Source organism: Pseudomonas sp. R28(2017), from assembly GCF_002112505.1.
In the GTDB taxonomy this organism is placed as follows: Bacteria; Pseudomonadota; Gammaproteobacteria; order Pseudomonadales; family Pseudomonadaceae; genus Aquipseudomonas.
Genome location: NZ_NEHW01000007.1, coordinates 225,264 through 237,434, shown reverse-complemented (window position 1 = coordinate 237,434; position 12,171 = coordinate 225,264). Strand labels below are relative to the sequence as shown.

General features: G+C 63.5%; 14 protein-coding genes. 13 read left to right on the top strand and 1 reads right to left on the bottom strand.

The window, feature by feature from the left end; genetic code table 11:
- Nucleotides 1–156 precede the first annotated feature (156 nt).
- The 13 genes from cysT (at nucleotide 157) to CAF78_RS14640 (ending at nucleotide 11,127) form a co-directional block, all read left to right on the top strand.
- Entirely contained in the window at nucleotides 157–975 is an 819-nt protein-coding gene (cysT, locus tag CAF78_RS14700) for a sulfate ABC transporter permease subunit CysT (protein ID WP_085676374.1), read from the top strand.
- Between the two features lie 10 nt (nucleotides 976–985).
- Nucleotides 986–1,858: a sulfate ABC transporter permease subunit CysW gene (gene cysW / locus CAF78_RS14695; RefSeq protein WP_085676373.1), complete on the top strand. Its 873-nt coding sequence runs from the start codon at nucleotides 986–988 to the stop codon at nucleotides 1,856–1,858.
- Nucleotides 1,859–1,861: 3 nt separating this feature from the next.
- Nucleotides 1,862–2,851 (top strand): sulfate/molybdate ABC transporter ATP-binding protein, encoded by a 990-nt coding sequence (locus CAF78_RS14690; protein ID WP_085676372.1) that lies wholly within the window; start codon nucleotides 1,862–1,864, stop codon nucleotides 2,849–2,851.
- A gap of 400 nt (nucleotides 2,852–3,251) precedes the next feature.
- Entirely contained in the window at nucleotides 3,252–4,040 is a 789-nt protein-coding gene (locus CAF78_RS14685; protein ID WP_085676371.1) for an energy transducer TonB, read from the top strand.
- A 30-nt stretch (nucleotides 4,041–4,070) separates the two neighbouring features.
- A complete protein-coding gene (locus CAF78_RS14680; RefSeq protein WP_085676370.1) occupies nucleotides 4,071–4,790 on the top strand; it encodes a MotA/TolQ/ExbB proton channel family protein in 720 nt (239 codons plus the stop codon).
- A 1-nt stretch (nucleotide 4,791) separates the two neighbouring features.
- Nucleotides 4,792–5,193, top strand: coding sequence for a biopolymer transporter ExbD (locus tag CAF78_RS14675; protein WP_063912136.1), 402 nt, complete (start codon nucleotides 4,792–4,794; stop codon nucleotides 5,191–5,193).
- Between the two features lie 178 nt (nucleotides 5,194–5,371).
- Nucleotides 5,372–5,953, top strand: coding sequence for an alpha/beta hydrolase (locus CAF78_RS14670; RefSeq protein ID WP_085676369.1), 582 nt, complete (start codon nucleotides 5,372–5,374; stop codon nucleotides 5,951–5,953).
- A gap of 65 nt (nucleotides 5,954–6,018) precedes the next feature.
- Nucleotides 6,019–6,849 (top strand): sigma 54-interacting transcriptional regulator, encoded by an 831-nt coding sequence (locus tag CAF78_RS14665; protein ID WP_085676368.1) that lies wholly within the window; start codon nucleotides 6,019–6,021, stop codon nucleotides 6,847–6,849.
- A 175-nt stretch (nucleotides 6,850–7,024) separates the two neighbouring features.
- Nucleotides 7,025–7,810: a MetQ/NlpA family ABC transporter substrate-binding protein gene (locus tag CAF78_RS14660; protein WP_085676367.1), complete on the top strand. Its 786-nt coding sequence runs from the start codon at nucleotides 7,025–7,027 to the stop codon at nucleotides 7,808–7,810.
- Nucleotides 7,811–8,182: 372 nt separating this feature from the next.
- Nucleotides 8,183–8,848, top strand: coding sequence for an amino acid ABC transporter permease (locus tag CAF78_RS14655; RefSeq protein ID WP_085676366.1), 666 nt, complete (start codon nucleotides 8,183–8,185; stop codon nucleotides 8,846–8,848).
- Nucleotides 8,829–9,488: an amino acid ABC transporter permease gene (locus tag CAF78_RS14650; RefSeq protein WP_085676365.1), complete on the top strand. Its 660-nt coding sequence runs from the start codon at nucleotides 8,829–8,831 to the stop codon at nucleotides 9,486–9,488. Before CAF78_RS14655 ends, CAF78_RS14650 begins: the two co-directional genes overlap by 20 nt.
- Nucleotides 9,485–10,258 (top strand): amino acid ABC transporter ATP-binding protein, encoded by a 774-nt coding sequence (locus CAF78_RS14645; RefSeq protein ID WP_085676364.1) that lies wholly within the window; start codon nucleotides 9,485–9,487, stop codon nucleotides 10,256–10,258. Before CAF78_RS14650 ends, CAF78_RS14645 begins: the two co-directional genes overlap by 4 nt.
- Nucleotides 10,255–11,127 (top strand): transporter substrate-binding domain-containing protein, encoded by an 873-nt coding sequence (locus CAF78_RS14640; RefSeq protein WP_085676363.1) that lies wholly within the window; start codon nucleotides 10,255–10,257, stop codon nucleotides 11,125–11,127. The genes CAF78_RS14645 and CAF78_RS14640 overlap by 4 nt, the downstream gene beginning before the upstream one ends.
- A 165-nt stretch (nucleotides 11,128–11,292) precedes the next feature.
- Here the strand turns inward: CAF78_RS14640 and CAF78_RS14635 are convergent, their stop codons facing one another.
- Nucleotides 11,293–12,111, bottom strand: a complete 819-nt coding sequence (locus CAF78_RS14635; RefSeq protein ID WP_085676362.1) for an alpha/beta fold hydrolase — start codon at nucleotides 12,109–12,111, stop codon at nucleotides 11,293–11,295.
- Nucleotides 12,112–12,171 lie beyond the last annotated feature (60 nt).

The following is a 12,171-nucleotide window of genomic DNA, read 5'->3' as shown; positions in this document are numbered from 1 at the left end:
GGCAAGCCAGCTCCCACAGGGACCGAGCAGCCCTCAGGCCTGTGGTGATCCTGTGGGAGCTGGCTTGCTGCGATGGGCTGCAAAGCAGCCCCAAGATTGAGAGTCCTGCACCGCCCCGGCATAACCGGGGCTTCGTGCGTTCAACCAGGGATATTTATGTCACGTCGCATTTCCCCCGTCATACCCGGCTTCGGGCTGACGCTGGGCTACACCTTGGTGTACCTCAGCCTGATCGTGCTGATACCGCTGGCCGCCATGTTCGTGCATGCCGCGCAGCTCACCTGGGAACAGTTCTGGAACGTCATCAGTGCGCCGCGGGTGATCGCCGCGCTGCAACTGAGTTTCGGCACCGCCCTGTTCGCCGCCATCATCAACGGTGTGATCGGTACCCTGCTGGCTTGGGTACTGGTGCGCTACACCTTCCCCGGGCGCAAGATCATCGACGCGATGATCGACCTGCCGTTCGCCCTGCCCACCGCCGTTGCCGGTATTGCCCTGACCGCCCTGTACGCACCTGCGGGCTGGGTCGGCCAGTTCGCCACCGACCTGGGCTTCAAGATCGCCTACACGCCGCTGGGCATCACCCTGGCGCTGACCTTCGTCACCCTGCCGTTCGTGGTGCGCACGGTACAGCCGGTGCTGGCGGATATCCCGCGTGAGGTCGAGGAGGCCGCAGCATGCCTGGGCGCGAAACCGTTGCAGGTGTTCCGTCATATCCTCGCGCCAGCGTTGCTGCCCGCCTGGCTCACCGGTTTTGCCCTGGCCTTTGCCCGTGGCGTTGGCGAGTACGGTTCGGTGATCTTCATCGCCGGCAACATGCCGATGAAGACCGAGATCCTGCCGTTGCTGATCATGGTCAAGCTCGACCAGTACGACTACACCGGCGCCACGGCCATCGGCGTGCTGATGCTGGTGGTTTCCTTCATCCTGCTGCTGCTGATCAACCTGCTGCAGCGCCGCATCGAAACCCCTTGAAGGAGGCCGCATGTCCAGTTCAACCCTGAGTGCAAGCGCCGCCGCCAACGCCGCCCGGCGTGGCAGCGCCACCTCGCGGCGCGTCCTGATCGGCCTTGGCTGGCTGGTGTTCGCGCTGTTCCTGCTGCTGCCGCTGGTGATCGTGGTGTCGCAGGCGCTGAAGAACGGCTTCGGCACCTTCTTCGAGGCGATCTTCGAGCCTGATGCGTTGTCGGCGCTCAAGCTGACCTTGCTCGCCGTGGTCATCTCGGTGCCGCTGAACCTGGTGTTCGGTGTCAGCGCCGCCTGGTGCGTGAGCAAGTACAGCTTCCGCGGCAAGAGCATCCTGGTGACGCTGATCGACTTGCCGTTCTCGGTGTCGCCGGTGATCGCCGGCCTGGTCTATGTGCTGATGTTCGGTGCGCAAGGCCTGTTCGGCCCGTGGCTGCAGGACCATGACATCCAGATCGTGTTCGCCCTGCCGGGCATTGTCCTGGCGACCATCTTCGTCACCGTGCCGTTCGTGGCCCGTGAGCTGATCCCGCTGATGCAGGAGCAGGGCACGCAGGAGGAGGAGGCCGCGCGCCTGCTCGGCGCCAACGGCTGGCAGATGTTCTGGCACGTGACCCTGCCGAACATCAAATGGGGCCTGATCTACGGCGTGGTGCTGTGTACCGCGCGGGCCATGGGCGAGTTTGGCGCGGTGTCGGTGGTGTCGGGCCATATCCGTGGCGTGACCAACACCTTGCCGCTGCACGTGGAGATCCTCTACAACGAGTACAACCACGTCGCGGCCTTCAGCGTGGCCAGCCTGTTGCTGATCCTGGCGCTCTTCATCCTGCTGCTCAAGCAGTGGAGCGAGAACCGTATTAACCGCCTGCGCCACAGCGCCGCGGAGGAATGATTCATGTCGATCGAAGTTCGTAACGTCAGCAAGCGCTTCAACAGCTTCCAGGCCTTGAACGCTATCAACCTGGACATCAACAGCGGCGAGCTGGTGGCCTTGCTCGGCCCGTCCGGCTGCGGCAAGACCACCCTGCTGCGCATCATCGCCGGCCTGGAAACGCCGGACCAGGGCAACATCGTGTTCCATGGCGAAGACGTGTCGGGCCATGACGTGCGTGATCGCAACGTCGGCTTCGTGTTCCAGCACTATGCGCTGTTCCGCCACATGAGCGTGTTCGACAACGTCGCCTTTGGCCTGCGCATGAAGCCCAAGGGCGAGCGCCCGAGCGAAAGCAAGATTGCCGAGAAGGTCCATGAACTGCTGAACATGGTGCAACTGGACTGGTTGTCCGACCGCTACCCCGAGCAGCTGTCCGGTGGCCAGCGCCAGCGTATCGCCCTGGCCCGCGCCCTGGCGGTGGAGCCCAAGGTGCTTTTGCTGGACGAGCCGTTCGGTGCGCTCGACGCCAAGGTGCGCAAGGAGCTGCGCCGCTGGCTGGCGCGGTTGCACGAGGACATCAACCTGACTTCGGTGTTCGTCACCCACGACCAGGAAGAAGCCATGGAAGTGGCCGACCGCATCGTGGTGATGAACAAGGGCGTGATCGAGCAGATCGGCTCGCCGGGCGAGGTATACGAGCATCCGGCCAACGATTTCGTCTACCACTTCCTCGGCGACTCCAACCGCCTGGCCGTGAGCGAGGGGCAGCATGTGCTGTTCCGCCCGCACGAGGTGTCGTTGTCGCGGCATGAGACCGAGGGGCACCATGCGGCCGAGGTTCGCGACATCCGCCCGCTGGGCGCGACAACCCGGGTAACCTTGAAGGTGGAAGGGCAGAGCGAGTTGATCGAGGCCGAGGTGGTCAAGGACCACGACAGCCTGACCGGGCTGGCGCGTGGGGAGACGCTGTTCTTCCGGCCGAAGGTCTGGCAGAAGGTGGCGGATATTTGAGCCGAATCGAGTGATGAAAAGCCCGGGCATGATCCCGGGCTTTTTTATGGCCTGACAGAGTGCTGGGGCTGCTTTGCAGCCCTTCGCGGGCAAGCCCGCTCCCACAGGTTTGGTGCATCCCTGAGATTGACGCGGTCCCTGTGGGAGCGGGCTTGCCCGCGAACGAGGGCGCAGCCCTCGCAATTTTCAGATGCCTTGCGCGAATATTTAATATGCCCGCAAAGCATCAGCCAACCTCTCTAGTGCCACACCCCACGAACCTCGCGGCCTGGGGCTATTCCCACCAAATATATATTCCTGAAAGATCTAACTTTAATTTTAAACATTACTTTAAGAGATAAGCCCCTGCCCCCGATGATTCAGCCACACACCTGAATCAAGAACCCCAGGAGTTTGATCAATGGGTAATGTCCAGTCGGCCGTCAGGGCCTACGACCAGCCATGGCGCCCGAGCCCGGGTGACCTGGTCGAGCTTGGACGGACGCTTCGCCTGCCACTGGGCCAGCTGCGCCTGCAACGTACGCCGGTCAGCGGCCTCAAACGCCGTGACAAGCTGGCACTGGGCCTGCTGGTGCTGGCCCTGCACGGCGCTGCCGCCTATTGGGTCAGCCAGGCCCCCACGCCCGCGCTGCCCGTGGTGCCGCCACAGATTCCGCCCATGACCATCGAGTTCGCCGCGCCTGCGCCGCCCGTCGTGCAACCGCCGCCACCAGCGCCTGCACCGCCGGTGGTCGAGCCGCCGCCCCCGGTGGTCGACGAGCTGGCCGCCAAGCCCAAGCCAAAGCCTAAACCCGTGCCCAAGCCGGTGGCCAAGCAACCGCCCAAGCCACAGCCCAAACCGATCAAGGCGCCGCCGCCTGCTCCGGTTGCTGCTCCGGCACCCCCTGCACCGCCTGCGCCGGCCCCGGTCACGCCACCGTCGGCCAGCGCCGCGTACCTGAAGAACCCGGCGCCGGAGTACCCGCAGATGGCCCAGCGCCGTGGCTGGGAAGGCACCGTGCTGCTGCGGGTCGAGGTGCTGCCCAACGGCAAGCCTGGGCAGATCCAGATCCAGCAGAGCAGCGGCCGCGATGCCCTCGACGCCGCCGCACTGGCTGCGGTCAAGCGCTGGAGCTTCGTCCCCGCCAAGCAGGGTGACGTGGCCCAGGCCGGCTGGGTCAGCGTGCCGATCGATTTCAAGCTTCGCTAACTTTTTCGCAGAACACAGGAAGACATCATCATGAGCCTGCTGGCATCCCCCCTCGAATCCGTTGAAAGCGCAGTCATCTGGCTGCTGGTCGGTTTTTCCGTCGTCACCTGGGGCCTGGCCCTGGTCAAGGTCGCGCAGTTCGTACGGCTGAAGAACCAGGACAAGCGCTTTCACCAGCAATTCTGGGCCGCATCGAGCCTCGACTCGGCGGCGCAAATCAGCCACGAGCTGCCCGGCCCGGCCGCCCGTGTCGCCCAGTCCGGCTATGCCGCAATTGCAGTGGGTGACTCCCAAACCGGTGACCTGAGCCACGCCATCAACCACCAGGACCGCCTTGAGCGCGCCCTGCGCCAGCAGATCGTGCGTGAGCGCCGTTCGCTGGAGACTGGCCTGGCGGTGGTCGCCAGTATCGGCAGTACCTCGCCCTTCATCGGCCTGTTCGGCACCGTGTGGGGCATCATGGAAGCGCTCAAGGGCATCAGCGCGGCCGGCTCCGCCAGCCTGGAAACCGTGGCCGGGCCGATCGGCGCGGCGCTGGTCGCCACGGGTGTGGGTATCGCCGTCGCGGTGCCGGCGGTACTGGTCTACAACTACTTCCTGCGCCGCCTCAAGCTGACCGCGGCCGACCTCGATGACTTCGCCCACGACTTCTACAGCCTGGCGCAGAAGAGTGCCTTCCGCGTGTTGGTGCACCCTGCGGTGCACAAGGCTCAGGCCGGCTTCACCCAGCCGGTGAAGGAGGCGTCCTGATATGGCTTTTTCGACCCAGGACAGCGACGAAGTCCTCAGTGAAATCAACGTCACGCCCCTGGTGGACGTCATGCTGGTGCTGCTGGTGGTGTTCATCGTCACCGCGCCGCTGCTGACCAATGCCATCCCGATCAACCTGCCCAAGACCGAGGCCGTGGCCCCGGTGGAACAGAAAGACCCGCTGGTGGTGAGCATCGACGGTGGTGGCAAGCTGTTCATCAACAAGGACGAGATCCAGCCGGACTTGCTGGAGACCAGCCTCAAGGCAGCCAAGGACAAGGACGCCGACGTACGTGTGCAGCTGCAGGCCGACGATGGCGTGAACTATGGCGAAGTGGCGCGGGCCATGGCCGCGATCGAGCGCGCCGGGATCAGCAAACTGGCGGTAATAACTGCCCGGTAATCTTCATTCTTCAGGCAAGTGCTTATGGGCCATATCTCTTGGCAGGGGTTGGCCCTTTTTTTTTGCCTGTCATCTGTATGCAATTTCGGTTATTAATAAATAGCTTCTTATTCCTTTACGAATATAACTCCCTCCCTATACTGGTCTCCAAGCACGCAAACTTACTGGAGGCGTCCCCATGCGCAATGAGTCGATTCGTTACCTGATTGTGCCGGGCTGGCAAGGATCGCCAGACAACCATTGGCAGAGTCACTGGCAGCGCACACTGCCCAACAGCGCCCGGGTCGAGCAGCAGGACTGGCTCACACCCCAGCGTCGCGACTGGGTGCAAGCGCTGGAGCAGGCGGTTGCCGCCGAGCGTTCGCCGGTGATTCTCATCGCCCACAGCCTGGGCTGCGTCACCGTTGCCCACTGGGCCGCACAGGCCAGCCCGGCCCTGCTGCGCCGGGTGCGTGGCGCATTGCTGGTGGCCCCGGCAGATGTCGAACGGCCCACGTGCGCGCCAGCCCTGCGCAACTTCGCGCCGATCCCGCTGCAGGCGCTGCCATTTCCCAGCCAGGTGGTCAGCTCCGACAACGACCCGGCGGTTAGCGTACCGCGAGCCTTGTACCTGGCCCAGGCCTGGGGCGCGGAGGCGGGCCTGCTGAGCAATGCCGGGCATATCAACGTCAAGTCCGGCCATGAGCGCTGGGAACAAGGTTTCGCCTACCTGTATCGCCTGCAAAGCCGGGTCGAGCAGCGCGCATTGCGCCGCGCCTGATCGACCCCGACCGTTTACCGTTTGCCTGACGCCCGGCCACCCACGGCCTGGGGCGGGAGTTCGTCATGACTTTTCAAAACCCGTTCGGCCAGCCGCTGCTGACCTTCCCTGAACTGGACAAGAGCCCCTTGAGCATCCGTGCCAAGGCGCTGGTGTTCATCGACCCGCGCTCGCAGCAGTTGCGCCAGGCCCTGGAGCAACTGGCGCCACAACCGGTACCGGTGCTGATCCATGGCGAGACCGGTACCGGCAAGGAATTGCTGGCACGGCAGATCCACCGGGCCAGTGACCGCCCCGGCCTGTTCGTCTCGGTCAACTGCGCCGCCATCAGCCCGACCTATGCCGATGCCGAGCTGTTCGGCTACAGCGCCGGCAGCCAGGGCGGCACGGCCAGCAGCCGCGCCGGCTGGTTCGGCTCGGCCAATGGCGGCACCTTGTACCTGGACGAGATCGCCGACTTGCCGTTGGCGATCCAGGGCAAGTTGCTGGCGGCCCTGGAAAACCGCGAGGTCACCCGGGTCGGCGCGCAGCAACCCCAGCCGGTGGATGTACGCCTGGTGGCTGCGACCAGCATCGACCTGGCGCGGGTGGTGAAGGCCGGGCGTTTCAACGAGCGCCTGTACCAGTACCTGCGCGAGGGCGCGCTGGAGTTGCCGCCGCTGCGTGAGCGCCCGGGCGATATCCTGCCACTGGCCGAGTATTTCGTGGGCATCTACAGCGTGCGCCTGCAGCGGCCGCTGGCGTTGATCAGCGAGGCTGCGCAGCAGGTGCTGGAGGCGCATGCCTGGCCGGGCAACACCCGCGAGCTGGAGAACGTCATCCACTTTGCCCTGCTGGTCAATGACGGGGACGAGCTGCTGCCGGAGGACCTCGACCTGCCCAACCCCGTGCGCTAGACGCGCTAATAAGCAAACGGGATGATGGCAGTTTGTTTTTGGAATAAGCAGCGAATTAAAAGATATTGTTACGGAATAAAAAATCTCGGTATCGTCCGCCTCACGCCCGCCAGTGAAACGGTTGGGCACCCGACTTCGCCATCCGCGATGGCCCAGATCCAGAACAAGGAACACCATGAAGAAGACCCTGCTGACCACTGCCCTGGCCGCCGCCCTGTCGTTCGCTGGCCTGGCATCCGCCGCCGAGAAACTGGTCGTTGCCGCGACCCCGGTGCCCCACGCCGAAATCCTCGAGCTGATCAAGCCGACCCTGGCCAAGGAAGGTGTGGACCTGCAGATCAAGGTCTTCACCGACTACGTGCAGCCGAACGTGCAGGTTGACCAGAAGCGCCTGGACGCCAACTACTTCCAGACCCTGCCGTACCTGCAGAACTTCAACGAAGGCAAAGGTACCCACCTGGAAACCGTGGTCGGCGTGCACGTCGAGCCGTTCGGTGGCTACTCGAAGAAGGTCAAGAGCCTGAGCGAGCTGAAAGAAGGCGCCAGCGTTGCCATCCCTAACGAGGGCAGCAACAGCGGCCGCGCCCTGCTGCTGCTGCAGAAGGCTGGCCTGATCACCCTGAAAGACCCGAAGAACGCCCTGGCGACCCCGAAAGACATCGCCGAGAACCCGAAGAAGCTGAAGTTCCGCGAGCTTGAGTCGGCCATGCTGCCGCGTGTGCTGGACCAGGTCGACCTGGACATGATCAACACCAACTACGCCCTGGAAGCCGGCCTGAACCCGGCCAAGGATGCGCTGGTGATCGAGGGCAGCGACTCGCCGTACGTGAACTTCCTGGTAGCCCGCCCGGACAACAAGGACAGCGAGGCCATCCAGAAGCTGGCCAAGGCGCTGACCAGCCCTGAGGTGAAGGAATTCATCGCCAAGAAGTACCAGGGTGCGGTGCTGCCTGCGTTCTGATTGCTTGTTCGTGATGTGAAAACGCCGACGCATTTGCGTCGGCGTTTTTGTGTGTGGCTGACAACCGGTCAGCGCGGGTTGCCCAGCGCCCGGCGCAGTGCCAGCAGCCACAGCAGTTGTTCGTTCGATTCAGTCGAGCAGGCGCTATTCATCATTATCGTCCTTGTCGGTGATGGCCTTGCAAGTCACGGTCTGAAGCTGTTTGAGAGGATTGCTGCAGAAAAGTTTCGATAGCCCGGCCAGTGATATAAATATGCAATAAAGGTATTTATAAAAAGTTTTTTATACCTTTAGAGTCTACTGATCGCGCTTGGCGCATCGTTCAGACTTTCCCATGTCGCACTCTGCAAACCGGGTGTCGAGGCAACATCCATGACCTTCGACACCGCTTTCATTCTCAGCACACTGCCTGCGTTCTTCAAGGCCGTCGGCGTGACCCTGCAGGTCGGCCTGATCGCCATCGCCACCTCGCTGCTGGTGGGGCTGCTCAATGCCACGGTCCTGGTGCTGCGTACGCCTTACCTGCGTCACCTGGTCAAAGGCTACGTGGAGCTGGCACGCAACACCCCGCTGCTGATCCAGCTGTTCTTCGTCTATTTCGCCTTGCCCAGCCTGGGCCTGAAGATCTCCGGCTTTGCCGCAGCAATCATCACCATGACTTTCATGGGCGGTGCTTACCTCACCGAGGTGCTGCGCGCCGGTGTCGAAGCCGTGCCGCGTGCGCAGCTGGAATCGGGGCGCTCCATCGGCCTGTCGGAGGGCCAGTTGCTGCGCCATGTGATCCTGCCCCAGGCCAGCATCCTCAGCCTGCCGGCACTGTTCGCCAACTTCATCTTCCTGCTCAAGGAAACCACCGTGGTCTCGGCCGTGGCGGTGCCTGAAATCCTCTACACCACCAAGAACTACATCGCCCTGTACTACAAGACCTACGAGATGCTCGCGGTGCTGACGCTGCTCTGTGTGCTGCTGTTCCTGCCGCTGTCGCTGCTGCTGCGGTACCTGGAAAGGAGGCTGCAACATGGCCAGTTCGGTCGCTGAACTGCTCCTGACGTCTTTGCCGCTGCTGGCCAAGGGCGCGGCGCAGACACTGGCCATCTCGGCACTGGGGATTGTCTTGGCAACCCTCGGCGGGGTGCTTTACGGCACGTTGGCGACACTGGGCAACCGGCTGCTGAACATGGCCTTGCAGGTGTACCTGGAGTTGTTTCGCGCCATCCCGGTGCTGGTCTGGCTGTACCTGGTGTTCTTCGGCTTGCCGATCTTCTTCGCCCTGAACATCCAAGGTTTCTGGTGCGCAGTGCTGGTGCTGGGCCTGTGGGGTGCCAGTGAGGTCGGCGAGGTGGTGCGTGGGGCGTTGCAATCGCTACCGCGTGGGCAGCGTGAGGCCGGGCTGTCGATCGGCCTGTCCGCTGGCCAGCTTTACGGCTACGTGTTGCTGCCCCAGGCCCTCAAGCGCATGACGCCACCGACCATCAATATTTACACGCGGATCATCAAGACCAGCTCGCTGGCGGTGCTGATCGGCGTGGTCGAAGTGATCAAGGCCGGCCAGCAGATCATCGAGCGCACCTACGAATCGCTGCTGATCTACGCCGTGCTGTTCCTGTTCTTCTTCATCGTCTGCTATCCGCTGTCCGCCGCCTCGCGCGTGCTGGAGCGCCGCTGGGCTCACCCATGACCGCACTGATCGAATTCCAGGGTTTCAACAAGTATTTCGGCGCACACCAGGTGCTGAACAACGTCGACCTCAAGGTCCGCACCGGCGAGGTGGTGGTGATCCTTGGCCCCAGTGGCTGCGGCAAGAGCACCTTGCTGCGTTGCCTCAATGGCCTGGAAGAGGCGCACAGCGGGCACCTGCGCCTGGAGGGCGAAGATTTGCTGAGCGCCGATACCGACTGGCGGCGGGTGCGCCAGCGGGTGGGCATGGTGTTCCAGAGCTATCACCTGTTCGGCCACATGAGCGTGATGGACAACCTGCTGCTCGGCCCGCTCAAGGTGCAGAAACGCGAACGCGCCGAGGCCCAGGCCCAAGCCGAAGCGCTGCTGGCGCGGGTGGGCCTGCTGGACAAGCGCGACGCCTACCCGCGGCAGCTTTCCGGTGGCCAGCAGCAGCGCATCGCCATCGTCCGTTCGCTGTGCATGAACCCGCAGGTGATGCTGTTCGACGAAGTCACCGCAGCGCTCGACCCGGAAATGGTCAAGGAGGTGCTGCAAGTGATCCAGGGCCTGGCCCGCGACGGCATGACCTTGCTCATCGTTACCCACGAAATGGCCTTCGCTCGCGCGGTGGCCGACCGCATCGTGTTCATGGAGGCCGGCAGGATCCTTGAACAGAGCGACCCCGAGAGCTTCTTCAGCCAACCGCGGACCGCACGCGCGCAGCAGTTCCTGGACAAATTCTCCTTTGTCGAAAGCCTGCCGAAGACAACGCAAAAGGAACTGTCATGAAAACTGCCCCGCTTACCAAACTGCTGGCACCGTTGTTCGGCCTGGCCCTGCTGGCCGGCTGCAACAAGGCCGAGGAGCCGCCCAAGCCGGCCGCTGCCTCGCCGGCCACCAGCTACCTGGAAACCATCAAGGCCCGCGACAAATTGATTGTCGGCGTGTTCACCGACAAGCCGCCGTTCGGCTTCGTCGACGCCAGCGGCCGCTACGTGGGCTTTGACACCGACATTGGCCGGCGCCTGGCCCAGGACCTGCTTGGCGACGAAAACAAGGTGGAATTCGTTGCCGTGGAGCCGGCCAGCCGTATCCCGTTCCTGCAAAGCGACAAGGTCGACCTGATCCTCGCCAACATGACCGTGACCCCGGAGCGCAAGGAGGTGGTGGACTTCACCAACCCCAACCTGCGCGTGGCCGTACAGGCCATCGTGGCCGACGGAAGCCCGGTGCAGAAGCTCGATGACCTGGCGGACAAGACCATCATCGTCACCACCGGTACCACGGCCGATATCTGGCTGACCAAGAACCACCCGGACTGGAAGCTGCTCAAGTTCGAGAAGAACAGCGAGTCGTTGCAGGCGCTGGCCAACGGCCGTGGCGATGCCTATGCCCAGGACAACCTGATCCTGTTCAGCTGGGCCAAGCAGAACCCTGGGTACCGCGTGCTGCCGCAGTTGCTGGGTGAGGAAGCACCGATCGCGCCGGCGGTGAAGAAGGGCAATACCGAACTGCGCGACTGGGTGAATGCCGAACTGGCCAAGCTGGGGGAAGAGCAGTTTTTGCTGAAGCTGTATGACCAGTATGTGCGCAAGGAGCTGAGCGATGACACCAAGCCGGAGAGCGTGATCGTCGAAGGGGGCAAGTGGCAGGGTTGACCGGGCAATTGCGGCCGTTGTGGGAGCGGGCGCGCCCGCGAAGCCGGCGACGCGGTGTATGGCACCGGCTTCGCCGGTGTTCGCGGGCAAGCCCGCTCCCACAGGGATCGCGCCAGATTCTAGAAATCGAGCAAGACAGTTGCTCCCACAACCGCCCCAGCAATATCAAGCCTTGCGCGGCAGCCAGTTCAACAGGAACTCATTGACCACCTTGGGGTTTTCCAGGCTGGAGATATGCCCCGCAAGCGGAATCTGCGCCGCCAGGCAGCCAATGATCCGCGCCATCTCGTTGGACTCTTCAGGCGGCCGCGGAGTGTCCTGGTCACCACAGACCACGATGGTCTTGTCGCCCTTCAGTTCACCCAGCCGCCCCAGCAGGTCCGGCCGCCCGAAGATCACCCGCCCCATCGGGTCGAGGCTGTTGCGAATCACCTCGGCGCTGCTTGCCTTCAACGCCGTCCGGAAGCGGTCGCGCACCTCGGGCACGGTCTGCCCGCCGGCATGGAAGAAGATCGGCACGACGATGTCCAGCAGTGGCTCCGGGAACAAGCCCGCCGCACTCGCAGCGTCCAGCAAACCGAAGTACTTCAGCCGGGTCGCCTCGGGTTCTGCGCCGAGGTAGGTGTCCATCAGCACCAGGCGGTCGACCCGCTCGGGGTGCTCGATGGCCAGCTGCGCACCCCACATGCCGCCGACCGACAGGCCGACCAGGTGGCACTGGGGGATGTCCAGCGCGTCCAGCAGTGCCAGGTGCTGCCGGGCCAGGGCGCTCATGTCGGTGGTGGTGGCGGGCGGGGCATCGGAGTCGCCGTGGCCCCAGAGTTCAGGGACGATGACACGAAAGTGCTGTGACAGGGCCTCGATCTGTGGCTGCCACATGTCTGCCGACCACAGGTAGCTGTGGCCGAGCAGTACCGGGAAGCCCTGGCCCTGGTCGACATAGCTCATGCGCGCGCCGTCGATTTCGATGAAGTGTTTTTGCATTGAAAGGGTCTCGGTTGAGGGCGTTGTAGAGTATTCGAAATCGTTGGGGCTGCTTTGCAG

Coding starts and splice junctions, on each gene's coding strand:
- CAF78_RS14665 (WP_085676368.1), top strand. CDS start 6,019: ATGACTTTTCAAAACCCGTTCGGCCAGCCGCTGCTGACCTTCCCTGAA.
- cysW (WP_085676373.1), top strand. CDS start 986: ATGTCCAGTTCAACCCTGAGTGCAAGCGCCGCCGCCAACGCCGCCCGG.
- CAF78_RS14645 (WP_085676364.1), top strand. CDS start 9,485: ATGACCGCACTGATCGAATTCCAGGGTTTCAACAAGTATTTCGGCGCA.
- CAF78_RS14670 (WP_085676369.1), top strand. CDS start 5,372: ATGCGCAATGAGTCGATTCGTTACCTGATTGTGCCGGGCTGGCAAGGA.
- CAF78_RS14680 (WP_085676370.1), top strand. CDS start 4,071: ATGAGCCTGCTGGCATCCCCCCTCGAATCCGTTGAAAGCGCAGTCATC.
- cysT (WP_085676374.1), top strand. CDS start 157: ATGTCACGTCGCATTTCCCCCGTCATACCCGGCTTCGGGCTGACGCTG.
- CAF78_RS14635 (WP_085676362.1), bottom strand. CDS start 12,111: ATGCAAAAACACTTCATCGAAATCGACGGCGCGCGCATGAGCTATGTC.
- CAF78_RS14660 (WP_085676367.1), top strand. CDS start 7,025: ATGAAGAAGACCCTGCTGACCACTGCCCTGGCCGCCGCCCTGTCGTTC.
- CAF78_RS14690 (WP_085676372.1), top strand. CDS start 1,862: ATGTCGATCGAAGTTCGTAACGTCAGCAAGCGCTTCAACAGCTTCCAG.
- CAF78_RS14655 (WP_085676366.1), top strand. CDS start 8,183: ATGACCTTCGACACCGCTTTCATTCTCAGCACACTGCCTGCGTTCTTC.
- CAF78_RS14640 (WP_085676363.1), top strand. CDS start 10,255: ATGAAAACTGCCCCGCTTACCAAACTGCTGGCACCGTTGTTCGGCCTG.
- CAF78_RS14675 (WP_063912136.1), top strand. CDS start 4,792: ATGGCTTTTTCGACCCAGGACAGCGACGAAGTCCTCAGTGAAATCAAC.
- CAF78_RS14650 (WP_085676365.1), top strand. CDS start 8,829: ATGGCCAGTTCGGTCGCTGAACTGCTCCTGACGTCTTTGCCGCTGCTG.
- CAF78_RS14685 (WP_085676371.1), top strand. CDS start 3,252: ATGGGTAATGTCCAGTCGGCCGTCAGGGCCTACGACCAGCCATGGCGC.